Source organism: Klebsiella planticola (genome assembly GCF_000783935.2).
Taxonomy (GTDB): Bacteria; Pseudomonadota; Gammaproteobacteria; order Enterobacterales; family Enterobacteriaceae; genus Klebsiella; species Klebsiella planticola.
In genome coordinates this window covers 3,167,001-3,193,849 of sequence record NZ_CP026047.1, presented here as the reverse complement: position 1 = coordinate 3,193,849, position 26,849 = coordinate 3,167,001, and the positions used below count along the sequence as shown (strand labels likewise).

23 protein-coding genes are annotated in these 26,849 nt (G+C 58.3%); 16 read left to right on the top strand and 7 right to left on the bottom strand.

Annotation, left to right across the window (positions count from 1 at the left end; genetic code table 11):
* Positions 1–333 precede the first annotated feature (333 nt).
* The 7 genes from MC50_RS15405 to MC50_RS15375 all read left to right on the top strand — a co-directional run bounded on the left by MC50_RS15405 (position 334) and on the right by MC50_RS15375 (position 7,902).
* Positions 334–1,854 carry an FGGY family carbohydrate kinase gene (locus tag MC50_RS15405; RefSeq protein ID WP_032688969.1) on the top strand — a complete coding sequence of 507 codons (1,521 nt, stop codon included), beginning with the start codon at positions 334–336 and terminating at the stop codon, positions 1,852–1,854.
* Positions 1,855–1,988: 134 nt separating this feature from the next.
* Entirely contained in the window at positions 1,989–2,924 is a 936-nt protein-coding gene (locus MC50_RS15400; RefSeq protein WP_032688971.1) for a D-ribose ABC transporter substrate-binding protein, read from the top strand.
* A gap of 43 nt (positions 2,925–2,967) precedes the next feature.
* Positions 2,968–3,588 (top strand): DUF2291 family protein, encoded by a 621-nt coding sequence (locus tag MC50_RS15395; protein ID WP_046852967.1) that lies wholly within the window; start codon positions 2,968–2,970, stop codon positions 3,586–3,588.
* Position 3,589: 1 nt separating this feature from the next.
* Positions 3,590–5,134, top strand: coding sequence for a sugar ABC transporter ATP-binding protein (locus MC50_RS15390; RefSeq protein WP_004859306.1), 1,545 nt, complete (start codon positions 3,590–3,592; stop codon positions 5,132–5,134).
* A gap of 17 nt (positions 5,135–5,151) precedes the next feature.
* The gene (locus MC50_RS15385) at positions 5,152–6,219 is read left to right on the top strand and encodes an ABC transporter permease (RefSeq protein WP_047664337.1); all 1,068 of its coding nucleotides are present in this window, start codon (positions 5,152–5,154) and stop codon (positions 6,217–6,219) included.
* 64 nt (positions 6,220–6,283) lie between these two features.
* Positions 6,284–7,081 carry an SDR family oxidoreductase gene (locus MC50_RS15380; protein WP_032696439.1) on the top strand — a complete coding sequence of 266 codons (798 nt, stop codon included), beginning with the start codon at positions 6,284–6,286 and terminating at the stop codon, positions 7,079–7,081.
* A 35-nt stretch (positions 7,082–7,116) separates the two neighbouring features.
* On the top strand, positions 7,117–7,902 hold the full coding sequence (locus MC50_RS15375) for an SDR family oxidoreductase (RefSeq protein ID WP_047664334.1): 786 nt from the start codon (positions 7,117–7,119) through the stop codon (positions 7,900–7,902).
* A 75-nt stretch (positions 7,903–7,977) separates the two neighbouring features.
* Here MC50_RS15375 and MC50_RS15370 read toward each other — a convergent pair whose 3' ends face one another.
* A complete protein-coding gene (locus MC50_RS15370) occupies positions 7,978–10,011 on the bottom strand; it encodes a choline transporter (RefSeq protein WP_032688979.1) in 2,034 nt (677 codons plus the stop codon).
* A 128-nt stretch (positions 10,012–10,139) separates the two neighbouring features.
* Here MC50_RS15370 and betI point away from each other — a divergent pair, with 128 nt between their 5' ends.
* The 3 genes from betI to betA are packed head-to-tail and all read left to right on the top strand — an operon-like array spanning position 10,140 to position 13,908.
* Positions 10,140–10,733 carry a transcriptional regulator BetI gene (betI, locus tag MC50_RS15360; protein WP_032688981.1) on the top strand — a complete coding sequence of 198 codons (594 nt, stop codon included), beginning with the start codon at positions 10,140–10,142 and terminating at the stop codon, positions 10,731–10,733.
* Positions 10,734–10,744: 11 nt separating this feature from the next.
* Positions 10,745–12,217 (top strand): betaine-aldehyde dehydrogenase, encoded by a 1,473-nt coding sequence (betB, locus tag MC50_RS15355; protein WP_032688983.1) that lies wholly within the window; start codon positions 10,745–10,747, stop codon positions 12,215–12,217.
* 14 nt (positions 12,218–12,231) lie between these two features.
* Complete coding sequence (betA, locus tag MC50_RS15350) at positions 12,232–13,908, top strand: choline dehydrogenase (RefSeq protein ID WP_047664331.1); 1,677 nt, start codon at positions 12,232–12,234, stop codon at positions 13,906–13,908.
* 483 nt (positions 13,909–14,391) lie between these two features.
* On the opposite strand, the gene MC50_RS15345 is transcribed toward betA, so the two are convergent.
* Complete coding sequence (locus MC50_RS15345; protein ID WP_032688986.1) at positions 14,392–15,087, bottom strand: GNAT family N-acetyltransferase; 696 nt, start codon at positions 15,085–15,087, stop codon at positions 14,392–14,394.
* Between the two features lie 212 nt (positions 15,088–15,299).
* Here MC50_RS15345 and MC50_RS15340 point away from each other — a divergent pair, with 212 nt between their 5' ends.
* From MC50_RS15340 to MC50_RS15320, 5 genes are all read left to right on the top strand, one after another.
* Complete coding sequence (locus MC50_RS15340; RefSeq protein WP_046852970.1) at positions 15,300–16,868, top strand: ABC transporter substrate-binding protein; 1,569 nt, start codon at positions 15,300–15,302, stop codon at positions 16,866–16,868.
* Positions 16,869–16,969: 101 nt separating this feature from the next.
* Complete coding sequence (locus tag MC50_RS15335; RefSeq protein WP_102990857.1) at positions 16,970–17,983, top strand: ABC transporter permease; 1,014 nt, start codon at positions 16,970–16,972, stop codon at positions 17,981–17,983.
* Complete coding sequence (locus MC50_RS15330) at positions 17,983–18,816, top strand: ABC transporter permease (RefSeq protein WP_032688988.1); 834 nt, start codon at positions 17,983–17,985, stop codon at positions 18,814–18,816. The genes MC50_RS15335 and MC50_RS15330 overlap by 1 nt, the downstream gene beginning before the upstream one ends.
* On the top strand, positions 18,809–19,645 hold the full coding sequence (locus MC50_RS15325) for an ABC transporter ATP-binding protein (protein ID WP_047664328.1): 837 nt from the start codon (positions 18,809–18,811) through the stop codon (positions 19,643–19,645). Before MC50_RS15330 ends, MC50_RS15325 begins: the two co-directional genes overlap by 8 nt.
* A complete protein-coding gene (locus MC50_RS15320; RefSeq protein WP_047664326.1) occupies positions 19,632–20,336 on the top strand; it encodes an ABC transporter ATP-binding protein in 705 nt (234 codons plus the stop codon). The genes MC50_RS15325 and MC50_RS15320 overlap by 14 nt, the downstream gene beginning before the upstream one ends.
* Before the next feature lie 286 nt (positions 20,337–20,622).
* Here the strand turns inward: MC50_RS15320 and MC50_RS15315 are convergent, their stop codons facing one another.
* The gene (locus tag MC50_RS15315) at positions 20,623–21,960 is read right to left on the bottom strand and encodes an aspartate aminotransferase family protein (RefSeq protein WP_032689004.1); all 1,338 of its coding nucleotides are present in this window, start codon (positions 21,958–21,960) and stop codon (positions 20,623–20,625) included.
* Between the two features lie 180 nt (positions 21,961–22,140).
* Here MC50_RS15315 and MC50_RS15310 point away from each other — a divergent pair, with 180 nt between their 5' ends.
* Positions 22,141–22,905, top strand: coding sequence for an SDR family NAD(P)-dependent oxidoreductase (locus MC50_RS15310; protein ID WP_004859254.1), 765 nt, complete (start codon positions 22,141–22,143; stop codon positions 22,903–22,905).
* Positions 22,906–23,851: 946 nt separating this feature from the next.
* On the opposite strand, the gene MC50_RS15305 is transcribed toward MC50_RS15310, so the two are convergent.
* Genes MC50_RS15305 through MC50_RS15290 form a run of 4 tightly spaced genes read right to left on the bottom strand, consistent with a single transcriptional unit; the run spans position 23,852 to position 26,827 of the window.
* Complete coding sequence (locus MC50_RS15305; protein ID WP_032689006.1) at positions 23,852–24,613, bottom strand: amino acid ABC transporter ATP-binding protein; 762 nt, start codon at positions 24,611–24,613, stop codon at positions 23,852–23,854.
* The gene (locus MC50_RS15300; protein ID WP_047664323.1) at positions 24,606–25,271 is read right to left on the bottom strand and encodes an amino acid ABC transporter permease; all 666 of its coding nucleotides are present in this window, start codon (positions 25,269–25,271) and stop codon (positions 24,606–24,608) included. The genes MC50_RS15305 and MC50_RS15300 overlap by 8 nt, the downstream gene beginning before the upstream one ends.
* Before the next feature lie 14 nt (positions 25,272–25,285).
* Positions 25,286–25,927: an amino acid ABC transporter permease gene (locus tag MC50_RS15295; RefSeq protein WP_032689008.1), complete on the bottom strand. Its 642-nt coding sequence runs from the start codon at positions 25,925–25,927 to the stop codon at positions 25,286–25,288.
* Positions 25,928–25,975: 48 nt separating this feature from the next.
* Positions 25,976–26,827 carry a transporter substrate-binding domain-containing protein gene (locus MC50_RS15290; protein ID WP_032689009.1) on the bottom strand — a complete coding sequence of 284 codons (852 nt, stop codon included), beginning with the start codon at positions 26,825–26,827 and terminating at the stop codon, positions 25,976–25,978.
* Positions 26,828–26,849: the final 22 nt, after the last annotated feature.

Genomic DNA, 26,849 nt, shown 5'->3' with positions numbered 1-26,849 from the left:
TTGCGCCCTTCAGGAAGACGCAAAGGCACATCAAATAAATGCTTATATTTCAATTTAATAAATAGTTAAAGCGCCGTACCCCCTCAACATCCCCTGCACATTTCACGATCCAGATAAGTGTGATTGCCAGCACAATTGATAACTTTCCCTCTGGCCCCAGAGAAACTTTCTGGCTAAGGTATTAAATAAATAATCACTATCGAATATATATTCAGTGATTAAAAAAGTGATAACGAAATGTCACATCATGGCCTGCTAAGCAGCAATGCGATAACGAGGAATGCTCGCCCTTCCCTTCGCGCCAGGACGACGTGTGACTCAGGAGACTATCTAATGCTGGCAACACAGAAAGAGTTCATCATTGCGCTCGATGAAGGTACCACCAACGCCAAAGCGGTGGTGCTTGACGGCCATGGCAACGTTATTGTGAAGTTTTCTCAACCGTTAGCTATCCAGACACCGCGCGATGGCTGGGTAGAGCAATCCGGAGAGGCGTTAGTCGAGGCCTCACTGGAGGTGATAGCCAACGCTATCGACCACGTTGGCGCAGAAAACGTGGCGGCATTAGCCATCAGCAACCAACGTGAAACCGCCATCGGCTGGTATCGTCAGAGCGGCAAACCGATTAACGCAGCCATCACCTGGCAATGTACCCGTAGCGCGGGTTTCTGTGAGGCGCTGCGCCGCGATCGTAAAGAATCCCAAATTAAATCCACCACCGGGCTACCGATTGCCCCGCTGTTTTCCGCCTCAAAAATGCGCTGGCTGCTGGAGTCGCTGCCGGAAGGCCGGGCGATGGCAGAGCGCGGCGAGATTTGCCTCGGTACCATCGATAGCTGGCTGCTGTGGAACCTGACGCAAGGCGCAGCATTCCGCTGCGACTACTCCAACGCCGCGCGGACGCAGTTACTTAATTTACATACCGGTCAATGGGATGACGAAATGCTGGCGCTGTTCCAGATCCCTCGCGCCGCGCTGCCTGAGATTAAACCCTCCAGCGGGTTATTCGGTTATACCCGCGGTCTGGCCGCCATTCCTGACGGCATCCCGGTGATGGCGATGGTCGGCGATTCACATGCCGCGCTGTTCGGTCACGCGCTCGGTGAACTGGGCTGCGTTAAGGCCACTTATGGCACGGGATCGTCGGTCATGGCGCCGGTGAAGTCAGCCCAATGCGATATTGCCGCACTGGCCACCACCATCGCCTGGCACGATGGCGACAGCATCATTTATGGCCTGGAAGGCAACATTCCCCATACCGGCGATGCGGTGGCCTGGATGGCTGATAGTACGGGATTAAGCGAGCTCTCCGAGCGCGAACTGGCCCACGAGCTCAATACCCTGCCGGCTTCCGTCGATTCCACGCTGGGCGTCTATTTTGTCCCCGCGCTGACCGGTCTTGGCGCTCCCTGGTGGGACGACAGCGCGCGCGGGGTTATCTGCGGACTCAGCCGCGGCGTCAAGCGCGCCCACCTGATTCGCGCCGCGCTGGAATCCATCACTTATCAGATTGCTGATGTGGTGGTTGCCATGCGCCAGCATGACGACTTCCACCTGACAGCACTGATGGTCGATGGCGGGCCGACAAAAAATGATTGGCTGATGCAATACCAGGCCGATCTGCTGGGTTGCCCGGTGATGCGCAGCGATGTCCCCGAGCTATCGGCAATTGGCGCGGCCCTGCTGGCCCGCAAAGCGATTCATCCCGGTACGCTGACTGATTTAAGCGCGTTCTTAACCGAACACAGCGAATTTCGCCCCGATATGGCGCGCCATCTGCGTTTACAGAAAAGATGGCAGGAATGGCGCCATGCGGTGGACAGAACATTATGGAAACCGGCCCCGTCTGCCTGACGCCCCACCAGGGATCCTGCTGCGCGACGAACCTGAATCATCAACATAAGGAGAGCTCCGGACCATACAACTGATTTTCAGGCCTTGCGTTGTTTCACCGTACCCGACAATAACAACATAGAGAGAACATTGTCATGAAATTACGTTTAACGTTGTTAACTGCTGCAACCCTGACCGCTTTTTCATTTTCCGCTCAGGCGGTAGAAAAAGGCACCATTATGATTATGGTCAACTCGCTGGATAATCCGTATTACGCCTCTGAAGCCAAAGGCGCCAGTGAAAAAGCCAAACAGCTGGGATATAAAACGACGGTTCTGTCACATGGCGAAGATGTCAAAAAACAGAACGAACTTATTGATACCGCCATTGGTAAAAAAGTTCAGGGTATTATTCTCGATAACGCCGACTCAACCGCCAGCGTCGCCGCCATTGAAAAAGCCAAAACAGCAGGCATTCCCGTGGTATTAATCAACAGGGAAATTCCTGTCGATGATGTGGCACTTGAGCAAATTACGCACAATAACTTCCAGGCGGGTTCGGAAGTCGCCAACGTATTTGTTGAGAAAATGGCGGAGAAAGGAAAATACGCAGAGCTCACCTGCAATCTTGCCGATAATAACTGCGTGACCCGCTCTAAATCTTTCCATCAGGTTATCGACCAGTATCCAGACATGGTCAGCGTCGCCAGACAGGATGCCAAAGGAACGTTAATCGACGGCAAACGCATTATGGACAGCATCCTGCAGGCTCATCCGGACGTTAAAGGGGTGATTTGCGGTAATGGCCCCGTCGCTCTGGGCGCTATCGCCGCGCTAAAAGCAGCAAACCGTACGGACGTGGTGGTGGTCGGCATCGACGGCAGCAATGACGAGCGTGATGCGGTTAAAGCGGGAACCCTACAGGCCACCGTGATGCTGCAGGCCCAGTCCATCGCCGCGCAAGGGGTGACCGACCTCGATAACTTCCTGCAAAAAGGGGTGAAACCGGCGAAACAGCGCGTCATGTTCCGCGGCATCCTGATCACTAAAGATAACGCAGACAAAGTTCAGGACTTCAATATCAAGTCCTGAGTTCGGGTTGTTGCGCCCCTTGCGGGGCGCACAGGAGAGTCTCATGTATAAAAAAACCTGGCTGGCATTGGCCATCGTCGCACTGGGAGGCTGCCGCATTGTCTCTCAGCAAGAGCTGGCCGATCTTAAATCCCCGCCCAATCCGCACATGGCGAATATCGATCGGACGTGGCAGGAGAAAATTGTGCCGCAGGTAGTGGCGCAGGCTCGCTCCACGGAAGCGTTAATGACCGCGCTGCATGCGGCCAAAGATTTCGACAGCGCTTGTAAAACATTGGGTTATCGCGCTCAGGAAGAAAATCCGTGCATTTTCTTCGTCAAGGTTGAAGGCAAGGTCATCAAGCTTGACGCCACCTCGCGCAGCGGAAAAATGACCGTTCAGGAGCAAAACGGCAGCGCTATCGTGGTGCAAATTGGCCCGACGCTACGCGGGACCCAGCTACGCGATGGCTATAGCGGTGCCAGTTATGCAGACTTTAACGACCAGGTGCTGTTTGGTGAATACGGTCGGGCCATTAATGAACAGGCCGTAAAAATGATCCACAGCGCACAGCTAAAATCCGGCGAAATGGTTGAGGTCTATGGCGTATTTTCCGCCTGGGATATACCGCAAACCTTCCCTGATATTACACCAGCGAAAATTATTCACCCCGGAGGACAATAAGATGTCAGCGCAAGAAATCGTCACTCCCCAACCAGTCGAAGCTGAAGTTATTATCGAAACCCGCGGATTATCTCGCGTTTACCCAGGCGTTATCGCCTTAGATAACGTCGACTATCGGGTGTATCGAAATAAAGTCAACGTTCTGATCGGAGAAAATGGTGCGGGCAAATCCACCATGATGAAAATGCTTGCCGGTGTCGAAACTCCTTCCTCCGGACAAATTATTCTCGAGGGTTCTCCCGTTTCATTAAACTCGACTCACCAGGCTGAAAAACAGGGTATCAGCATTATTTTCCAGGAGCTGAATTTATTCCCGAATATGAATGTCATGGATAATATTTTCATGGCTAATGAGTTTTTCCAGAAAGGAAGAATCAACGAAAAATACCAATACGAGCTGGCTAAATCACTGCTGGAACGGCTGGAGCTCGATGTTGATCCCTATACTCCGCTTGGCGAACTGGGTATTGGCCATCAGCAGCTGGTCGAAATTGCGCGCGCCCTGTCCAAAGATACTCGCGTATTGATTATGGATGAGCCCACCTCCGCCCTCAGCCAGTCTGAAGTCAAAGTCCTGTTCAATGTTATCGGACAGCTTAAACGGCGCGGCGTCACCATCATTTATATCTCTCATCGTCTGGAAGAACTGATGGAAATTGGCGACCACATTACCATTTTCCGCGATGGCCGTTTTATCAGCGAACGGACCGTCAGCGATGCCAGTATCCCCTGGATCATTGAACAGATGGTCGGCGATAAGAAAAAGCATTTCGACTATCAACCGGCCCCCAAAGGCGAAGCGGTGCTGGCGGTGGACGGTCTGACCGCGCTGCACCATAGCGGCGGTTACAAGCTTAATGATGTGACCTTTACCTTATGTAAAGGGGAAGTCATCGGCATTTACGGCCTGCTGGGCGCCGGGCGTACCGAGCTATTTAAAGGGCTGGTCGGCCTGATGCCGTGCCAGAATGGCAGTATCCATCTCAACGGTGAAAATATCGGCAGGGCCCCTTTTCAGGCCAGACTCAAAAAAGGGCTGGCGCTGGTACCGGAAGACCGACAGGGCGAAGGCGTGGTGCAGATGATGTCCATTCAATCCAATATGACGCTCTCCGATTTCAGTCTTCAGGGGTTTCGCCGCGCCTGGCAATGGCTGAATCCGCATAAAGAGCATGCCAGCGTTAAAGAGATGATTCAGCAGCTTGCCATCAAAGTGAGCGATCCCGAGCTTCCCATCACCTCTCTGAGCGGCGGCAACCAACAAAAAGTGGTGCTGGGGAAGGCGTTAATGACGCAGCCGCAGGTCGTTTTCCTCGATGAACCCACGCGCGGCATCGACGTGGGTGCCAAAACGGACGTGTATCACCTGATTGGCAAAATGGCGCAACAGGGGCTGGCCGTGATGTTCTCCTCCTCAGAGCTGGATGAAGTGATGGCTCTGGCAGATCGTATTTTGGTGATGGCCGATGGCCGTATTACCGCCGACCTACCGCGTCATGCGGTCACCCGCGAAAAATTAATCGCGGCTTCAACACCTCAAGATTAATCAGGCTGGAATCCATCATGAACCAGAAATATATGATCTATATGTACCTGCTGAAGGCCAGAACGTTTATCGCTCTGCTGCTGGTTGTTGCGTTTTTCAGCGTGATGGTACCGAATTTCCTGACTACCTCAAATCTGCTGATCATGACCCAGCATGTGGCCATTACCGGCCTGCTGGCCATCGGGATGACGCTGGTCATTCTGACCGGGGGAATTGACCTTTCAGTCGGTGCCGTGGCCGGGATTTGCGGCATGGTGGCCGGTGCCCTGCTGACCAATGGCCTGCCCTTATGGAACGGTAGCGTCATCTTCTTCAACGTACCGGAAGTTATCTTGTGCGTGGCTATCTTTGGCGTATTGGTGGGTCTGGTTAATGGCGCCGTGATTACCCGCTTTGGCGTGGCGCCCTTTATTTGTACCCTCGGAATGATGTACGTCGCCCGCGGTTCTGCCCTGCTGTTTAACGACGGCAGCACTTACCCCAATCTCAACGGCATGGAAGCGCTGGGCAACACCGGTTTCTCCACCCTCGGCTCCGGTACCGTCCTGGGAATTTATCTGCCGATCTGGTTGATGATCGCTTTTCTGCTACTGGGATACTGGCTGACCACGAAAACCCCGCTGGGCCGCTATATCTACGCCATCGGAGGCAACGAATCCGCGGCCCGTCTGGCCGGCGTCCCGATTGTTAAGGCCAAAATCTTTGTTTATGCCTTCTCCGGCCTCTGCGCCGCGTTCGTCGGGCTGATAGTCGCCTCACAGCTGCAAACCGCGCACCCGATGACCGGCAACATGTTCGAAATGGATGCGATCGGCGCCACCGTTCTCGGCGGGACTGCGCTGGCGGGCGGCCGGGGCCGGGTGACCGGTTCGATTATTGGCGCCTTCGTGATCGTCTTCCTCGCCGACGGCATGGTGATGATGGGGGTCAGCGATTTCTGGCAGATGGTGATTAAAGGCGTGGTCATTGTCACCGCCGTCGTCGTCGATCAGTTCCAGCAGAAACTACAGAACAAGGTCATTCTCATGCGCCGCCATGAAGAAAAGCTGGCGACGGTTCATCCCAGCGGCGCGGCATCCCGTTAATTCACGCATAGCACCGATTCTTCCGCCGGGCGTCACCGCCCGGCTTCGCTAAAGGGAAAAAAGTATGCACAGAAATTTTGACAATAAAACCATCGTCATTACCGGAGCCTGCCGGGGTATTGGCGCCGGCATCGCCGAACGCTTTGCCCGCGATGGCGCCAGGCTGGTGATGGTCTCTAATGCACCGCGCGTCCATGAAACCGCAGAAACCTTACGCCAGCGTTATCAGGCCGATATTCTGTCGCTGGAGATTGATGTCACCGATGAAGCCCAGGTCCAGTCCCTGTACCAACAGGCCGCAGCCCGCTTCGGCACCATTGATGTTTCAATTCAAAACGCCGGCGTGATCACCATCGATTATTTCGATCGCATGCCAAAAGCCGATTTCGAAAAAGTGCTGGCCGTGAATACAACCGGCGTCTGGCTGTGCTGTCGCGAAGCGGCCAAATATATGGTCAAACAGAACTACGGAAGTTTGATCAATACCTCGTCGGGCCAGGGGCGCCAGGGCTTTATCTACACCCCGCATTACGCCGCCAGCAAAATGGGCGTTATCGGCATTACGCAAAGCCTGGCTCATGAGCTGGCGCCGTGGAACATCACCGTCAACGCCTTCTGCCCCGGGATTATCGAAAGTGAAATGTGGGACTACAACGACCGGGTGTGGGGCGAAATCCTCAGCAGTGAACAAAAGCGCTATGGCAAAGGCGAGCTGATGGCGGAATGGGTAGAAGGGATACCGATGAAACGGGCAGGAAAACCGGAAGATGTTGCCGGGCTGGTGGCCTTTCTCGCCTCTGACGATGCGCGCTATCTCACCGGGCAGACGATTAACATCGACGGCGGCTTAATTATGTCTTAATACCCGCGAGGGTTTTGACCACAAGAGTAATCACTATGATCGCAAAAGATTTTGCTCAACAGTTGTTTAACCTGCAGGGCCGCGTTGCCTTTGTCACCGGCGCGGGCAGTGGTATTGGCCAGATGATCGCCTACGGGCTCGCCAGCGCGGGCGCGCGCGTCGTCGGTTTTGATTTGCGCGAAGACGGGGGACTGGCCGAAACCGTGAGTCATATTGAAGCGATAGGCGGCGAAGCCTGCTTTTACACCGGGGATGTGCGCCAGCTAAGCGATCTTCGCGCCGGCGTCGCGCTGGCCAAAAGCCGCTTCGGTCGTCTCGATATCGCCGTCAATGCCGCCGGTATCGCCAACGCCAACCCGGCGCTGGAGATGGAGACGGAACAGTGGCAGCGGGTTATTGATATCAACCTCACCGGCGTGTGGAATTCCTGTAAAGCGGAAGCGGAACTGATGCTGGAATCCGGCGGCGGCTCGATTATTAATATTGCCTCGATGTCCGGAATTATCGTTAACCGCGGGCTGGAACAGGCGCATTACAACAGCGCCAAAGCCGGCGTGATTCATCTCTCTAAAAGCCTTGCCATGGAGTGGGTCGGCAAAGGGATTCGCGTCAACTCAATTAGCCCGGGTTACACCGCAACGCCGATGAATACCCGTCCTGAAATGGTCCATCAGACCCGTGAGTTTGAAAACCAGACGCCCATTCAGCGCATGGCAAAAGTTGAAGAGATGGCGGGACCGGCTCTGTTTCTCGCCAGCGACGCCGCCTCATTTTGTACCGGCGTTGATTTGGTCGTTGATGGCGGATTTATCTGCTGGTAAGCGGAGCGCATGGCGACATTCGCTCGAAAAAAGGCGCCCACGGGGCGCCTTTTTACTCATGCAGCCTTCTGCTCCCTACATCCCCGGAAACATGACGCTGTTCCCCGGCGCTTCCCGGTGCAGGTGGATAAAGTTCAGGTGACGCTCGTACTGATCGAGAATATCGGTGATCACCTGCTCCTTGCTGTAGTCCATCAGGTCATTGCCCTGGCTGCCCTCCAGCAGGAAGGTCTCCAGACGATAGTAGGTTGATTTACCGCTGCGCGCCCGGTAGGTGAAGCCCGGAATCGAATACTGCTGCGGCCAGATCTGATAGACAAAATTCTGTTCATCGCCCATATGCACCAGCAGTTCGAGATGGCCCAGATTATCCCCCTCTTCCGGCGGTAAACTTTTCAGATCCACATAGGCGCCGCGCAATTTAAGCTCCTGCGCCACCTCCTCCATCGCCGGGTAGCACACCGTCTCCATCATCTGGCGCGTATAGCGGGTTCCCGGATAGTTCATCAACCGCGACAGACGCTTCTTCCAGCTCAACCGATCCTGCACGCCGAGCGGGCGCGGGGCGGTATCGCGACTGGCGCTCTCGCGGCGATAGTCTTCGACCTTCAATGATTTATACAACCCCGCCATCACAAAAAAGATCACGAAGCTAAACGGCAGCCCCATGATCACCGTGGTGTTCTGCAGCGCCGAAATCCCGTTGGTCATCAGCATTCCGATGGTCAGCAGACCGATAGCGACCGACCAGAAGATCCGTAGCCAGTTCGGCGCATCGCTGTTGATATCTTTGAGTTTCGAGGTGAAGTTCCCCAGCACCAGCGCCCCTGAGTCAGCGGAGGTCACATAGAACAGTAACCCGGTGATGGTGGCGACCGAGGCGCTGAAGGTAAAGGCCGGGTACTGCGCCAGCAGATTATAGAAGCCGCGCTCCGGATGGGCCATCGCCTCTTCGGCAAAGGCGACATTGCCATGAATAATCTCGTACAGCGCGCTGTTACCGAACACCGACAGCCAGAGTAAGGTGAAGGTAAACGGAATAATCAGCGTCCCCAGCACAAACTGACGAATGGTGCGCCCGCGCGAGATACGCGCCAGGAACAGCCCCACGAACGGTGACCAGGCCACCCACCAGGCCCAGAAAAACAGCGTCCAGTTGTTCATCCACTCGACCGGGCGATCGAAAGCGAAGCTGTTGAGGGTCATGCCCATAAAGCGGTTCACGTAGTCGCCAACGTTCAGCACCAGCGCGTTCATCAGAAACTCGGTATCGCCCATAAACAAGATGAACAGAATCAGCCCCAGCGCCAGCACCACGTTCAGCTCGGAGAGAATACGAATCCCTTTATCGACCCCGGAGGTCACCGAAATCGTGGCGATAATCACCGACAGGACAATCAGCGCCGCTTTCGCCCCCAGCGAATCCGGAATATCAAACAGCACGTTCAGGCCATAATTAAGCTGCACGACCCCGATCCCCAGCGTGGTGGCAATCCCAAAAATTGTCCCGACCACCGCCGCGATATCGACGCTATGGCCAATTGGACCATCGATTTTTTTACCGAAGATGGGATAGAGGGCGGAGCGTATGGTGAGCGGCAAATTATAACGATAGCTAAAGTATCCCAGAGCCATGCCCATCAGAGCATACATCGACCAGCCGGTCAGCCCGTAGTGGAACAAGGTCCAGACCATCGACTGGCGCGCGGCCTCCATGGTCTGCCCGGCCCCTTCCGGCGGCTGCATATACTGGGTGACCGGTTCGGCGACCGAGAAGAACATCAGGTCGATACCGATACCGGCGGCAAACAGCATCGCCGCCCAGCTCAGCATGCTGAACTCCGGTTTGGAGTGCTCAGGCCCGAGCTTCACCGAACCGAAGCGCGAGCAGGCAATGCACACCACAAACACGATATACAGCGTGGCCGCCAGCAAATAATACCAGCCAAAAGTCGTCGAAACCCAGTTCAGGGTACGGCCAATCCAGGCCGCTGAAAAATCGCTGAAGAAGATAGTCATCAGGGAAAACAACAAAATCAGTCCGGCGGAAGTATAAAAAACCACCGGATTGATTTTGTCCTTTTCTCTGCTCGGCGAAAGGTCTGTCATCCAGTATCCCCACTGTTTTTGTAACTATTAAAATCCAAAACCGCAACAATTAAGACACATTTTATATTGAACGTCCAATCAAAAACCGCTTTAATAGATAAACAAATCTGATGAATGGAACCAACGAAATGCCCAAACTGGGGATGCAACCGATACGCCAGCGGCAGCTCATTGACGCGACCCTCGAGGCGATAAACGCGGTGGGAATGCACGATGCCACCATCGCGCAAATTGCCCGACGGGCGGGCGTATCGACCGGCATCATTAGTCACTATTTCAAGGATAAGAACGGTCTGCTGGAAGCGACGATGCGCGATATCACCGGCCAGCTGCGGCTGGCGGTACTGAGCCGTTTGCACGCGCTGCCGGGCGCCAGCGCCGAACGGCGGCTGCGGGCCATCGTGGCGGGTAATTTCGATGACAGCCAGATAAGCAGCGCGGCGATGAAAGCCTGGCTTGCCTTCTGGGCCAGCAGCATGCATCAACCGATGCTCTATCGCCTGCAGCAGGTCAGCAGCCGGCGTCTGCTGTCGAACATCGTCTATGAATTTCAGCGCGAGCTGCCGCGCCAGCAGGCGCAGGAGGCCGGTTATGGCCTTGCCGCCTTAATCGACGGACTGTGGCTACGCGCGGCGCTGAGCGGTAAACCGCTCGACAAAGCCCGCGCCGAAACGCTCGCCGACCATTTCATCAGCCAGTATCTGCCACCGACTTCTCAATAATGGAGGAAACCATGTCCCGAATGGCCGAACAGCAGCTTTATATCCACGGTGGTTACGTCCCTGCCACCAGCGGGAAAACCTTCGAGACCCTCAACCCTGCCACCGGGGAAGTGCTGGCGACAGTCCAGGCCGCGGGTCGCGAAGACGTCGACCGGGCGGTAAAAAGCGCCCAACAGGGGCAAAAGGTGTGGGCGGCGATGAGCGCCATGGCGCGTTCGCGGATCCTGCGTAAAGCGGTGGATATTCTGCGCCAGCGTAACGACGAGCTGGCGCGTCTGGAGACGCTGGATACCGGTAAACCGCTGAGCGAAACCGCCGCTGTCGATATCGTTACCGGCGCCGACGTGCTGGAGTATTACGCCGGCCTGATCCCGGCGCTGGAAGGCAGCCAGATCCCGCTGCGCGACAGTTCATTCATCTATACCCGCCGCGAACCGCTCGGCGTGGTTGCCGGGATCGGCGCGTGGAACTACCCGATCCAGATCGCGCTGTGGAAATCAGCGCCGGCGCTGGCCGCCGGAAACGCGATGATTTTTAAGCCAAGCGAAGTGACCCCGCTGACCGCCCTCAAACTGGCGGAGATCTACCGCGAAGCCGGCCTGCCGGACGGCGTCTTTAACGTCCTGCCGGGGATCGGCGCCGAAACCGGACGGTATCTGACTGAACACCCGGATATCGCCAAAGTCTCGTTCACCGGCGGCGTCGCCAGCGGCAAAAAAGTGATGGCTAACTCCGCCGCTTCGTCGCTGAAGGAAGTCACCATGGAGCTGGGCGGCAAGTCGCCGCTGATCGTCTGCGACGATGCCGACCTCGACCTCGCCGCCGATATCGCGATGATGGCCAACTTCTACAGCTCCGGCCAGGTCTGCACCAACGGCACCCGGGTGTTTATCCCGGCGCGCGCGAAAGCGGCGTTCGAAGAGAAAATCCTCGCCCGCGTGGCGCGAATTCGTCCCGGCGACCTGTTTGATGAAACGACCAACTTCGGCCCGCTGGTGAGCTTCCCGCACCGCGACAACGTCCTGCGCTATATCGAGAGCGGTAAGCAGGAAGGCGCGCGTCTGCTGTGCGGCGGCGGGGTGCTGCAAGGTGACGCCTTCGCCAGCGGCGCGTGGGTGGCCCCGACCGTCTTTAGCGACTGCCATGACGAGATGACCATCGTGCGCGAAGAGATCTTTGGCCCGGTGATGTCGATTCTGACCTATGAAGACGAGGCGGAAGTGATTCGCCGCGCCAACGCCACCGAATACGGTCTGGCGGCAGGCGTGGTCACCCCGGACTTAAATCGCGCCCACCGCGTGATTCATCAGCTTGAAGCCGGGATCTGCTGGATCAACAGCTGGGGCGAATCCCCGGCGGAGATGCCGGTCGGCGGCTATAAGCACTCCGGTATCGGCCGCGAAAACGGCGTGATGACGCTCCAGAGCTACACCCAGGTAAAATCCATCCAGGTTGAGATGGCTCAGTTTCACTCCATATTTTAACCAGGAGGTCATGTTTGCAATTTGACTACATCATTATTGGCGCCGGCTCTGCCGGCAACGTACTGGCGACACGACTGACGGAAGATCCGCACACCACCGTCCTGCTGCTGGAAGCCGGCGGCCCGGATTATCGTTTTGATTTCCGCACCCAGATGCCCGCCGCGCTGGCTTTTCCATTACAGGGCCGACGCTATAACTGGGCCTACGAGACCGAACCTGAGCCGTATATGAATCACCGCCGCATGGAGTGCGGCCGCGGCAAAGGTCTCGGCGGCTCGTCGCTGATTAACGGCATGTGCTACATCCGCGGTAATGCAATGGACCTCGACAACTGGGCCGCCGCGCCAGGCCTGGAGAGCTGGAGCTATCTCGACTGCCTGCCCTACTACCGTAAAGCGGAAACCCGCGACATCGGCGCGAATGACTATCACGGCGGCGATGGCCCGGTGAGCGTCACCACGCCGAAGCAGAATAATAATCCGCTGTTCCATGCGATGGTGGAAGCGGGTGTGCAGGCCGGCTATCCGCGCACCGAGGACCTGAATGGCTATCAGCAGGAAGGGTTCGGGCCGATGGATCGTACCGTCACTCCCCAGGGGCGCCGGGCCAGCACCGCCCGCGGCTATCTTGACCAGGCCCGCGGGCGCCCAAATCTGACGATTCGCACCCATGCGCTGACCGACCATATTATTTTTGCCGGTAAGCGCGCGGTTGGGGTCGAATGGCTGGAGGGCGACAGCACCGCGCCGTCAAAAGCGACGGCCAGTAAAGAAGTACTGCTGTGCGCGGGAGCCATCGCTTCGCCGCAGATCCTGCAACGTTCCGGTGTCGGCAACCCGGATCTGCTACGCCAGTTTGATATCCCGCTGGTTCACGCCCTGCCCGGCGTCGGCGAAAACCTGCAGGACCATCTCGAGATGTATCTGCAGTATGAATGCAAAGAGCCGGTGTCGCTCTATCCGGCGCTGCAGTGGTGGAATCAGCCGAAAATCGGTGCCGAATGGCTGTTCGGCGGCACTGGTATCGGCGCCAGCAACCAGTTTGAAGCCGGCGGGTTTATCCGCAGCCGGGAAGAGTTCGCCTGGCCAAATATTCAGTACCACTTCCTGCCGGTGGCGATTAACTACAACGGTTCGAATGCGGTGAAAGAGCACGGCTTCCAGTGCCACGTCGGCTCCATGCGTTCGCCCAGCCGCGGCCACGTGCGCCTGAAATCACGCGACCCGCACGAGCATCCGGCGATTCTGTTCAACTATATGTCCAGCGAGCAGGACTGGCAGGAGTTTCGCGATGCGATACGCATCACTCGCGACATCATGAACCAGCCGGCGCTGGATAAATATCGCGGACGCGAAATCAGCCCCGGCCTCGACTGCCAGAGCGATGCCGAGCTGGATGAGTTCGTGCGTAATCACGCCGAGACCGCTTTCCACCCGTGCGGCACCTGTAAAATGGGCGACGACGAGATGGCAGTAGTGGATGGCGAAGGCCGGGTGCACGGTCTGGAAGGTCTGCGGGTGGTGGATGCGTCAATTATGCCGCAGATCATCACCGGCAACCTCAACGCCACCACCATCATGATTGGCGAGAAAATAGCCGATGCCATTCGCGGCCGCCAGCCGCTGCCGCGCAGCACGGCGCGCTATTATGTGGCCAACGGCGCGCCGGTGCGTCGTCAGGCTGCTGGATAGCAAGCCTGCTCTGGCTCGCGTTCTGACATCTCTGCCGGGCGGCGGCTGACGCCTTGCCCGGCCTACGACAGCGAGTCTGCCCCATAGAACCCGCTCTGCAAACCGGAAGCGATCCCGTAGAACCCGGTTTGCAAACCGACATCAGTCCCGTAGGCCCGCGCAAGCGAAGCGCCGCCGGGCAAATCCCGGAGCACCACAAATATAAGGTCCGATAGCAAGCCTGCTCTGGCTAGTGTCCTGACATCTCTGCCGGGCGGCGGCTGACGCCTTGCCCGGCCTACGACAGCGAGTCAGTCCCGTAAACCCGCTCTGCAAACCGGAAGCTATCCCGTAGAATCCGGTTTGCAAACCGACATCAGTCCCGTAGGCCCGCTCTGCAAACCGGCACCAGTCCCGTAGGCCCGCGCAAGCGAAGCGCCGCCGGGCAAATCACCGAGCAACGCAGATAATTCCGGATGCACGCACTTTGTCAGCAGGCTGCAATTAGCGAAAATCCTCCAGCCGCTTCACCTGTCTCCCGTCACCATCAAAATTCTCCGCCGCCAGCCATGCGCGCAGCGCCGCATCACGCTGCGGCCATTCGCTATCAATGATCGACAGCTGGTCGCTATCGCGGGTGCGTCCTTTGCGCACCATTTTTTGCCGCAGACACCCTTCCCAGGTAAAACCCAGACGCTCCGCCGCCCGCCGTGAGGCGATATTCATCGAATCACATTTCCACTCCAGCCGGCGATAGCCCTGCTCGAAGGCGTTTTTCAGCAACAGCCACACCGCTTCCGTACCCAGCGGCGTATTCTTCATCTTCCGCGACCAGGTAACATGGCCGATTTCAACGGTCCCCATTGCCCGATCGATGGCCATATAGCTAACCAACCCAACCGCCCGCTCGGTCCGCAGATCGATAACCGCAAACGGCACCAGCGCATCATCGTTGACTTTACCGGCCACCCAGTGGGTCGTCGCTTCCACGCTTGCCGGGCAGGTGCTGGCCAGCCATGTCCAGTCGCTCTCATCTCCCAACGCGTAGGCGGCGAACAGATCGGCGGCATGGCGCTGCACCTCCAGCGGCTCAAGCCGACAAAAGCGCCCGCTTAACGGCGTGCGTTTCAGGATCCTGGCCCCCTGCCAGTCTGCGACAACATCATTCACCACCTGACCATATTGATTGATTTCCGGCATGCCCGCACCCCGTTGAATTGTAATGAAATTGTTATATCAAGAAGCGCAGCGGACAGAAAGCGCGCCGCCGCTTTTTTTCATTAATAACCCAGCGCTATGAATTATTCTTTTTATGCATAAGCTTATCCGTATTTTGACTTTACGACTGCGGGGAAGCGGCCTAACGTAGCGAAGCATAAATAATCAAAACAACATTTTTTCAGGGATTGCACATGACCAAAAAACTGCTGTCTTTACTGGTGCTGACCGCACTCTCCGCCGCCGTCCATGCCGCGACGCCGCCCTCCACCCTGGTCGTTGCCCAGGGCCTTGACGACATCGTCAGCCTCGACCCGGCAGAAGCCAATGAGCTTTCCAGTATTCAGACGGTACCAAGCCTCTACCAGCGCCTGGTTCAGCCAGATCGCGACAACCCTGAAAAAATCACCCCGATTCTGGCTGAAAGCTGGCAGGCCGACCCGGCGGCGAAAACCTTGACCATCAAGCTGAAGCCTGATGCCAAATTCGCCTCGGGCAATCCGCTGCGTCCGGAAGATATTATTTTCTCCTATACCCGCGCGGTGACGCTGAATAAGTCCCCCGCTTTTATCCTCAACGTCCTCGGCTGGCAGCCGGACAACATTGCCAGCCAGCTGAAAAAGGTCGATGACCATACGCTGCAGCTGCACTGGACCGCTGACGTCAGTCCGGCGGTGGCGCTGAATATCCTCTCCACGCCGATCGCCTCCATCGTGGATGAAAAGCTGGTGGCGCCGAACGTCAAAGGCAACGATTTCGGTAACAGCTGGCTGAAAATGCACTCCGCGGGCAGCGGCGCGTTCAAAATGCGCGTCTATCAACCGCATCAGGCCATCGTGCTGGAGGCCAACGACAGCTCGCCTACCGGTGCGCCGAAGCTGAAAAGCATCATTATTAAAAACGTCCCCGATCCGGCCTCTCGCCGCCTGCTGATTCAACAGGGTGATGCCGATATCGCCCGCGATCTCGGCGCCGATCAGATAGCCGCCCTGCAGGGGAAACCCGGCGTTAACGTGCTGAGCATTCCCTCCGCCGAGCAGAATTACCTGGCCTTCAACACCGGCAACAGCGCGAACCCGCTGCTGAAAAACCCGGCCCTGTGGGAAGCCGCGCGCTGGCTGGTGGACTACGACGGGATCACCAAAGATCTGCTTAAAGGCCAGTATTTTGTGCATCAGAGCTTCCTGCCGGTTGGTCTGCCGGGCGCGCTGGATAATAATCCGTTCAAATTTGACCCGGCGAAGGCCAAAGCGATTCTCGCCAAAGCGGGGATTAAGGACGCGCACTTCACTCTTGATGTCGAGAACAAACCGCCGTTCATTACTATCGCCCAGTCGATGCAGGCCAGCTTTGCCCAGGGCGGCGTGAAGATTGACCTGCTGCCGGCAGCGGGCAGCCAGGTGTATGCCCGCGTGCGTGCCAGGCAGCACCAGGCAGCTATTCGCCTGTGGATCCCGGACTATTTTGACGCCCACTCCAACGCCAGCGCCTTCGCGTGGAATGATGGCAAATCCAGCACCGTCGCCGGTCTGAACGGCTGGCAGATCCCGCAGCTGAATAAAGAAACCCAGGCGGCGGTCGCCGAAGCGGATCCGGCAAAACGCCTCGATCTGTACAAAAAAATGCAGGAAGAGCTGCAGCGCAGTTCGCCGTATGTGTTTGTTGATCAGGGGAAAACGCAGATCGTGGTCCGCGATAACGTCAAAGGCTATCAGCAGGGCCTCAACGCCGATATGGTCTGGTACGATAACGTCACCAAGTAATTTCCCTTGTTGCCGGGTGGCGTTACGCTTACCCGGCACGGGTTCTCGTTTTTTGTAGGCCGGGTCAGGCGAAGCCGCCCCCCGGCATGAAGAGACTTCCCATGCCACATCTTTCCACGCGCGTGCTTCAGGGGCTGCTTACCCTGCTACTCACGCTCTTCGGGCTCTTGCTCGTCACGTTCGCGCTCTCCGCGTTTTCACCTGTCGATCGGGTGCTACAAATCGTCGGCGATCATGCCAGCCAGTCGACCTACGATCAGGTTCGCCACCAGCTCGGACTCGATCGCCCGCTGCCGGTGCAGTTCTGGCACTATCTGGTTAACCTTGCCCACGGCGACCTCGGCACGGCCAGCTCCACCGGCCAGCCGGTGCTGCACGACCTGCTCGCTACCTTTCCCGCCACCCTCGAACTGGCCACCCTGGCGCTGATCGTCGGGGCGCTGTTCGGGGTGATTGCCGGCGTGCTGTGCGCCCGCTACGCCGGTTCCCCGTGGGATCTGGCGGTACGCACCTTGACCTTGATCGGCAACTCGGTTCCCATCTTCTGGCTCGGGCTGCTGATGCTGGCGCTGTTCTATGCCAAATTGCAGTGGACGCCGGGCCCCGGGCGACTGGACGATATCTATCAATATACCGTCGAACCGCGAACCGGCTTCGTGCTGATTGATACCTGGCTCTCCGGCGATAAAGAGGCCTTCAAAAACGCCATCGGCCATCTGCTGCTGCCTGTGCTGCTGCTGGGATACTATTCGCTGGCCAGCATCACCCGCCTGACCCGCTCCGCCTGCCTCAGCGAGATGAACAAAGAGTACATCCTGCTGGCGCGCGCCAAAGGCGCCAGCGAAATGACGATTCTGCTGCATCATGTGCTCCCCAACATTCGCGGCACTCTGCTGACGGTCATCGCCCTGGCCTGGACCTCGATGCTGGAAGGCGCGGTGTTGACGGAAACCGTCTTCTCGTGGCCGGGAATTGGCCGCTATCTGACTACCGCGCTATTTGCCGGGGATACCACGGCGATCATGGGCGGTACGTTGCTGATTGGCGCCAGCTTTGTTTTCATTAATAACCTCACCGACCTGCTGGTGCGGTTGACCGACCCGAGGGTGCGCTGATGCCGGCTTATCTGTTTTTGCGTCGTCTGCGTCGCTCCCCCGCCGCCTTTTGCGGGCTGATCGTTATCGCGCTGCTCCTGCTGGTGGCGCTGTTCGCGCCGTGGCTGGCGCCGCTCGATCCCAACTGGCAGGATGCGGCGGCTCGCCTGCAAAGCCCCGATGCCCGGCACTGGCTCGGCACCGACAGCTATGGCCGTGACCTGCTCTCCCGCCTGATTTACGGCGCGCGCCCGGCGCTGGGGCTGGTGGCGTTAGTCACTCTGATTACGCTCCCCGCCGGCCTGCTGGTGGGGATTCTTTCCGGCTATTACGGCGGCTGGCTGGAGCGTATTCTGATGCGGTTTACTGACGTGGTGATGTCAATGCCGCGCCTGATCCTCGCCTTTGCCTTTGTCGCCATGCTGGGGCCTGGGCTGGTCAACGGTGCGCTGGCGCTGGCGCTCACCACCTGGCCCGCCTACGCTCGCCAGGCGCGGAGCGAAATTCAGCGTCTGCGTCATAGCGATTATCTGGCCGCGGCGGAGATGATGGGCATTCGCGGCTGGCGGCTGCTGATAGGCCATATTTTGCCGCTGTGCCTGCCTTCCGCCATCGTGCGCCTGGCGCTGGATTTGGCCGGCATTATTCTCGCCGCCGCCGGACTGGGCTTCCTTGGCCTCGGCGCACGTCCGCCGATGGCGGAATGGGGCGCGATGATCGCCGACGGAATGCAGGTCATTTTCGATCAGTGGTGGATTGCCGCCGCGCCCGGAGCGGTGATCCTGATAGCCAGCCTTGCCTTTAACCTGCTGGGCGACGGCCTGCGCGATGTTCTGGAGCCGCAACATGACTGATACCCGACTCACCGTTCAAGGGCTGTGCATCGACTACCCCTCTGCCCGGGTGGTGAATAACGTCAACTTTACGCTCGGCAACGAGCGGCTGGCGCTGGTGGGCGAATCCGGTTCCGGCAAATCGATGACCGCCCGCGCGCTGATGGGGCTGGTGCGTCGTCCGGGCGTGGTCAGCGCAGAAACGCTGAACGTGCTGGGCCACGATCTTCTGACCCTCAACGAACGCCGCTGGCGCGCGCTGCGCGGCAACGATATCGCCATGGTGCTGCAGGATCCGCGCTATGCGCTGAATCCGGTACAGAACATTCAGGCACAGCTGGAAGAGGCATTAACGCTGCATCAGCGCCTGAGCCGCCGCGCGCGACTGGAGGCGGTGAAAGCCGCCGTTGCTGCCGTCGGTCTCGATTTACCCGTACTCAGCCGCTACCCCGGCGAACTCTCCGGCGGGATGGGGCAACGGGTGATGATCGCCATTGCGCTGTTGAACAACCCGAAGGTGCTGATTGCCGACGAGCCGACCTCGGCGCTCGATTCCCGCCTGCGCAATCAGATCCTCGAACTGCTGGTGGAACAGTGCGAGCAGCGGCAAATGGCGATGCTGCTGATTAGCCACGATCTGCCGCTGGTGGCGGAGCATTGCCACCGGGTGCTGGTGATGTATCAGGGCGCGCAGGTCGATGAAATGCCCGCCCGCGAGCTGCCTCAGGCCATGCATCCCTACACCCGTACGCTGTGGACCTGTCGTCCCGATGCGAGCACCTACGGCCAGATGCTGCCCACTCTCGACAGAACCCAGGACTTTACGGAGGCGGCGCATGGCAGTCGTTAATCTCGATGCATTACAGGTCATTTTTGCGGAAAAAACGGCGGTTTCCGCCGCCAGCTTCAGCGTTGAGGCCGGGGAAACTTTCAGTCTGATCGGCGCCTCCGGCTGCGGAAAATCGACGATTTTGCGGGTTCTCGCCGGGCTACAGCGCGAGTGGCGCGGCGGCGTTCAGCTGTTTGGCACAGCGATAGCTCCCGGAGTTCGTTTTCAGGGCGAGCTGCGCCGCAACGTGCAGATGGTGTTTCAGGATCCTTATGCCTCTCTGCACCCCAACCATACGCTGTGGCGTACCCTTGCCGAACCGCTGAAAATCCACGGTCTCGACGCCATCCGGCAGCGGGTCGACACCGCGCTGGAACAGGTGGGGCTCCCCGCCGACGCCGCGCGTCGTTATCCGCATCAGCTTTCCGGCGGCCAGCGTCAGCGGGTGGCAATCGCGCGCGCGCTGCTGCTGCGCCCGCAGCTCCTGCTGTTAGATGAGCCCACCTCGGCGCTGGATATGTCGGTGCAGGCGGAAATTCTCAATCTGTTGAACCGATTGAAACAGGAGCACGGTATGACCTATCTGCTGGTCAGTCATGATGCCGATGTGATTGCGCATATGTCGGATCGGGCGGCGTTTATGGCCGAGGGGGTAATTCAGCGCTTCTTCAATCGCGAGGCGCTGATACAGGGCGAACACCGGATGGCGTGATAGCCAGCCAACCGGGAAAATCCCCGGTGGCGCTGCGCTTACCGGGGCTACGGGGTCGTGCGGTCAGGTAGCCCGCATAAGGCGCTGGCGCCGCTAGCCGGGAAAATCCCCGCTGGCGCTGCGCTTACCGGGGCTACGGGGTCGTGCGGTCGGGTAGCCCGCATAAGGCGCTGGCGCCGCCAGCCGGGAAAATCCCCGCTGGCGCTGTGCTTACCGGGGCTACGGGGTCGTGCGGTCAGGTAGCCCGCATAAGACGCTGGCGCCGCCAGCCGGGAATAAGGTTGGTTTATTTCGCCAGAGTGGCGAAGCGGGCGAATACGCTGTCAAAAATCGCCAGCCCTTTCGCAATCTGCTCAGCGCTGATGGTGCATGGCGGCACCACGTGAATGCGGTTTTCCACCACAAAGGCCAGCAGACCCGCTTCGGTTAACGCCCCCTTAATCGCCGCCATATCCGCCGCGGTTAACGGCGTTTTAGCTTCGCGGTCGCTGACCAGTTCCAGCGCCTGGAACAGGCCACGGCCGCGGACATGACCGATAATCGCATGTTTTTCCGCCAGCGCCTCCAGCCCCGGACGCAGGACGTGATTCCCCATCTGCGCCGCGTTTTCGACGATGTTTTCCTCTTTCATGGCATCGATCGTCGCCACAATCGCCGCCATCGCCAGCGGATGGCCGGAGTAGGTCAGGCCACCGGCAAAGAAATGGTCGTCAAAATAACGGGCAATCGGATCGCTAATCAGCACCCCGCCCGCAGGCACATACCCGGCGTTAACCCCTTTGGCAAAGGTCACCAGATCCGGCACCACGCCATCTTGCTCGAAGGCAAACCAGCTGCCGGTACGGCCAAACCCGGCCATCACCTCATCGAGGATCAGCACAATACCAAACTCATCGGCCAGCGCCCGTACGCCCTGCATATAGCCGTCAGGCGGCACCAGAATACCCGCGGTACCGGGAATCGACTCCAGCAGAATGGCGGCAATCGCGCCAGGGCCTTCACACTCAATGATTCTGCGTAGATGCGCCAGCGCGCGCAGACACTCCTCCTCTTCCGTCACCGCATTAAATTCGCTGCGATAGAGGTAGGGGTTGAAAAAGTGCACGTGGCCGCGGGAGTACTCATTCGGCACGCGGCGCCAGTCGCCGGTGGCGGCAATCGCGCTGCCGGTATTGCCGTGGTATGAACGATAGGCCGACAGCACCTTGTCGCGTCCGGTGTACAGCCGCGCCATGCGAATGGCATTCTCGTTGGCGTCGGCTCCGGCATTGGTAAAGAACACTTTGCTGAAGCCTTCCGGCGCCAGCTCGACGATGCGTTTCGCCGCTTCGCCGCGGGCGAGGTTGGCGGTCGCCGGCGCAATCGTCACCAGCTCCTCCAGCTGCGCTTTCATCGCCGCCAGCACGCGCGGGTGCTGATAGCCGATATTGACGTTAACCAGCTGACTGCTGAAATCAAGGTAGGTTTTGCCTTCATAATCCCACAGTTCACAGCCCCTGGCCCCGGCAATCACCAGCGGGTTGATGTTGCCCTGTACCGACCACGAATGGAAAACATAAGCGCGATCCAGTTGGCGAACGTCATCGTTGCTTACCGTTACATCGTTCTGTATTGCCAGCTTCATACCCTGCCCTCTGATGTCATTGTTGTTCCCCCCATCATTGGTCGCCCGGCGGAAAAAGGGATAGAGCCAGTCGGTCGAAAAAGTTGTGACACCGTGTCACAACGCCACCTGACAACTGGCCCTGTGTGGTCGTGCACGGCGTTTTTATAGTGAGGGCAACAATGCGCACAGGAGAGTGAAATGACCACCAACAACGTAGTGTTTATTACCGGGGCCACCTCCGGTTTTGGGGAGGCAGCGGCACAGGTGTTTGCCGAGGCGGGCTGGTCGCTGGTGCTGAGCGGGCGTCGTCTGGCGCGCCTGCAAAAATTGTATGACCGGCTGAGCCTGCTGGTGCCGGTACATATTATCGAGCTGGACGTGCGTGACAGCGAGGCCGTTGCCGCCGCGGTGGCAGAGCTGCCTGCCGCCTTTGCCGATATCAAAACGCTGATTAACAACGCCGGGCTGGCGCTGGCGCCGCAGCCGGCGCAGAAGGTGGACCTGCAGGACTGGAAAACGATGATCGACACCAACGTTACCGGTCTGGTTAACGTCACCCACGCGCTGCTGCCGACGCTCATTCAGCACGGCGCCGGCGCCAGTATCATCAATGTCGGTTCCATTGCCGGTCAGTGGCCCTATCCGGGCAGCCACGTCTACGGTGCCAGCAAAGCGTTTGTGAAGCAGTTCAGCTACAACCTGCGCTGCGATCTACTCGGTACCGGGGTGCGGGTGACCGATCTGGCGCCGGGCATTGCCGAGACCGAATTCACTCTCGTGCGCACTAAAGGCGACCAGGCGGCATCCGATAATCTGTATCGCGGCACCACTCCTCTGAGCGCGCAGGATATCGCCGGGCAGATGTTCTACATCGCCACCCTGCCGGATCATATGAATATCAACCGCGTAGAAGTGATGCCGGTGCGCCAGGCCTGGCAGCCGTTCGCGATTGACCGGGATTGATTGTAGACCAACGCAATTTATCTCCCCCTCCCCGGTGGCGCTGCGCTTACCGGGGCTACCTGTTTCCAGCCGTCTGCAGCCAGGGAAAAGCGCTGACGGCAGCTGTAGTCATTCGGCAATAACAAGACTTACGCGATGCTCTGGTATCCGCTGAAATCGGCGAAACGGAGGTCGGAAAGCAGGGGCTGGACGCCAGGGACGGGACCAGTAGCATCGAGTTGATGCCGACCGCAGGCTGAGCGCCGGGCGGCCGATTTCTTTGCGCGCAAGCGGGGATTGTAAAGAGGACTCCCCCTGTTTCCGTTGATGTGCCACAAACCTGTTTTGCCGATTGATGACGAACGGAACCATGTACCTTGCTGCCGGAACATCTCCCCGGGTCGCAGCACCAGTGGGGGATTTTCCCGGCTAGCGGCGCCAGCGCCTTATGCGGGCTACCCGACCGCACGACCCCGTAGCCCCGGTAAGCGCAGCGCCAGCGGGGATTTTCCCGGCTAGCGGCGCCAGCGCCTTATGCGGGCTACCCGATCGCATGCCCCCGTAGCCCCGGTAAGCGCAGCGCCAGCGAGGATTTTCCCGGCTAGCGGCGCCAGCGCGTTATGCGGGCTACCCGACCGCACGACCCCGTAGCCCCGGTAAGCGCAGCGCCACCGGGGATTTTCCCGGCTAGCAGCGCCAGCGCCTTATGCGGGCTACCTGACCGCATGCCCCCGTAGCCCCGGTAAGCGCAGCGCCAGCGGGGATTTTCCCGGCTAGCGGCACCAGCGCCTTATGCGGGCTACCTGACCGCACGACCCCGTAGCCCCGGTAAGTGCAGCGCCAGCGGGGATTTTCCCGGCTAGCGGCACCAGCGCCTTATGCGGTCTATCCGATCGCACGACCCCGTAGCCCCGGTAAGCGCAGCGCCACCGGGGAGAGCGGCCGCAGGCGAGCGGGCCCCCTCTTATTAGCGGCGGCTCTGCAGAAACTGGCGTACGCGTTCAGAGTCGGGGTTGGTGAAAAATTTCTCCGGCGGCGCTTTCTCAATCAACAACCCTTTTTCGAGAAACACCACTTCATCCGATACCTGGCGGGCAAAGTCCATCTCATGAGTCACCACCACCATGGTGTAGCCCTCCGCCGCCAGCGCCTTCATCACCCCCAACACTTCGTTGACCAGCTCGGGATCCAGCGCCGACGTCGGCTCATCAAACAGAATCACCTCCGGCGACATCGCCAGCGAACGGGCTATCGCCACCCGCTGCTTCTGCCCGCCGGAGAGGGTAATCGGCCAGGCGTCGGCCTTGTGCGCCATCCCGACCTTTTCCAGCTGCTGTATGGCTATTGCAGAGGCTGCATCGCGCTTCATCCCTTTGACGTGGAGCAGCGCTTCGCTGACATTCTGCTGCACGGTCAGGTGCGGCCACAGGTTAAAACTCTGGAACACCATCCCCACCCGCTCACGAATCTTCGACAGCTGGCGGTGGGACATGGCTTTGCCGTTCTGTTCATCAATCCCCAGCCGCTGGCCGCCGATATGAATCTCCCCGCGGTCCGGCTGTTCCAGCCAGTTCATGCAGCGCAGCAGCGTCGATTTACCGGAACCTGACGACCCCAGGATACTGACCACCGACCCCTTTTCGACGGTCAGATTGATGTCTCGCAGAACTTCAATATTATCAAACTGTTTAGAGACGTTTTTAATGCTTACTGCGGTGGTATCAGGCATGACTCATTCCTCTTTTAGCTCCGAGGGCGCTCAGTCGCTTAATCAGCAACTCCAGCAAAATGCTGATCGCCCAGTAGAGTGCAATCGCGACGATAAAAGCGTTAAACGGGATGAACCAGGTCGCCTGCACGCTGTTGGCCGCGGCGGTAATTTCCTGAACGGTGATAATGCTGAGAAAAGCGGTATCCTTCAGGCAAATAATCAGCTGGTTGCCGAGCAGCGGCAGCGCCGATGAGACGATATTCGGCAAAATAATCCGCCGGTATATCTGGTAGCGAGAAAAACCCTGCGCCACCGCGGCCTCGATATATCCGGCGGAGAAGACCCGGCGCTGGCTGCGCAGGATTTCAAAGAAATAGGCGCCGTGGTAAATCATCAGCGCTACCAGACCTGCGCTCCAGGCGTCCATACTGATCCCCACTTCCGGCAGGCCGTAATAGAGCAGATAGGCGAGGATTAAGAACGGAATTGCACGCATCAGGCTAACAAAACCGATAATCACGCGGTTAAGCCAGCGCTTTTGATATTCGGTCAAATAGCACAGCACAATGCCAATGGCTAACCCCACAACGGCGGCCACAATGAATAGCTCAAGAGTGGCAATCAGGCCGGCAATAAAGCTGTCGCGCGCTGACCAGATAATGGCCCACTGACTCATAGATCCTCCTGTTGTTATCGTGCCAGGCGTTTTGCTTTACGTTCCGCCAGTCCCTGCAGCTTCAGCAGCATGCCGATGATCACGACATAAAGCAGACCCGCCGCGAGAATCGGCGACAGGGGCTCATAGGTGACGGATGAGATACGGTTGGTCACGCGGGTCAAATCGACCACGCCGATCACCGCAATCGCCGGGCTGCCTTTAATCAGGAAAGACATTTCGTTCACCAGCGCCGGCAGGCTTTCGATCCACATTTGCGGCAGCATGATGTAGCGAAAATAGGTCCAGCGGCGCATCCCCACGGATTCTGCCGCCTCGCGCTGCTCGCGCGGGAAGGTGCGAAACGCATTGCGCCAGATTTCGGCGTTAAAAGCCGAGGTGTTGAGGGTCAGCGCCACGATTGCCGCCACGTTTTTATCAAGATTAATTCCCACCGTGGGCAGCGAGAGAAACAGAAACAGCACCAGCGTCACCAGCGGCGTGGCGCGCGCCAGGCTGATATAGACCACCAGCAGCTGGTCGACAATCGGGAGACGCAGCATCCTCACCAGCGCGATCAGCAGGCCAATCACCACCCCAAAGGCGATAGCGATAGCCGAAATCCAGAGGGTCGTCCATGCGCCTTCAATCAATAACTGCCAGGAAATTGCATCCATATGGCCCTCCTGTGGATTAAAAACGCGGCGGTGACCCGCCGCAAACTGTTACAAACCAGCCAGTTTATGGAACTGTTCCGGGCTGGTAATCGCTTCCGTCGGGAGGTTATCGTAGGTTTCGCCAAACCATTTTTTCTGCAGCTCCGCAAGCTTGCCGGTTTCACGCATATGGTTGATAAACTTGGTCATGTAAGCCAAAAGCTGCGGGGAGTTTTTCGGAATCGGCCACGCCATATAGCCCGGACCGGACACCGCCAGCCCTTTGGCAAAGACCTTCGGTTTGGCTTTCGCCAGGTCGTTGACTGAAATCACCACGTTAATCACGTAATCGAGGCGCTTATTGGCAAGGTCGGCGTAGGCTTCCGGGTAAGAGGGATACTCCACCACCGGCCCGAGCTTGCCGCCGGTTTTTTCCAGCATCGCTTTCAGCTCAGGCAGTCGCGCCAGCAGCGCGCTGCCCGCCTGGACGCCCACTTTTTTGCCGCTCAGGTCGGCGATGGTATCGAGTGAATTATCCCCGGCGCGTTTTACGAAGTAGTGCTGCGCCGAAGCCCATGGCGGCGTGAAGTCAAAGACCTTCAGACGGTCATCGGTGATCACCGCGCCGGTTAACGCCATATCGTACTGGCCGGTGGAGACCGCCGCTAACAGGCCGGTCCACGGCAGGATGCTCTGGTCGACGTGGAATTTCGCATACTTGCGTAGCTCCTCCAGCATATCTTTGTTAAAGCCATCGGCCTGGCCGTTACTCATAAAGTTAAACGGCGCGTAATCATCTTCGGTCGCGACTTTCAGGGTGCCGGATTTTTCAATTTCCGGGAGATCTGCTGCCGCTGCGTGATAAGAGAAAGCCAGTGCCATAACGGCGCCCAGACACATTGAAGCCAACGATTTGTTCATCAATCCACCCCTAATTAATTCG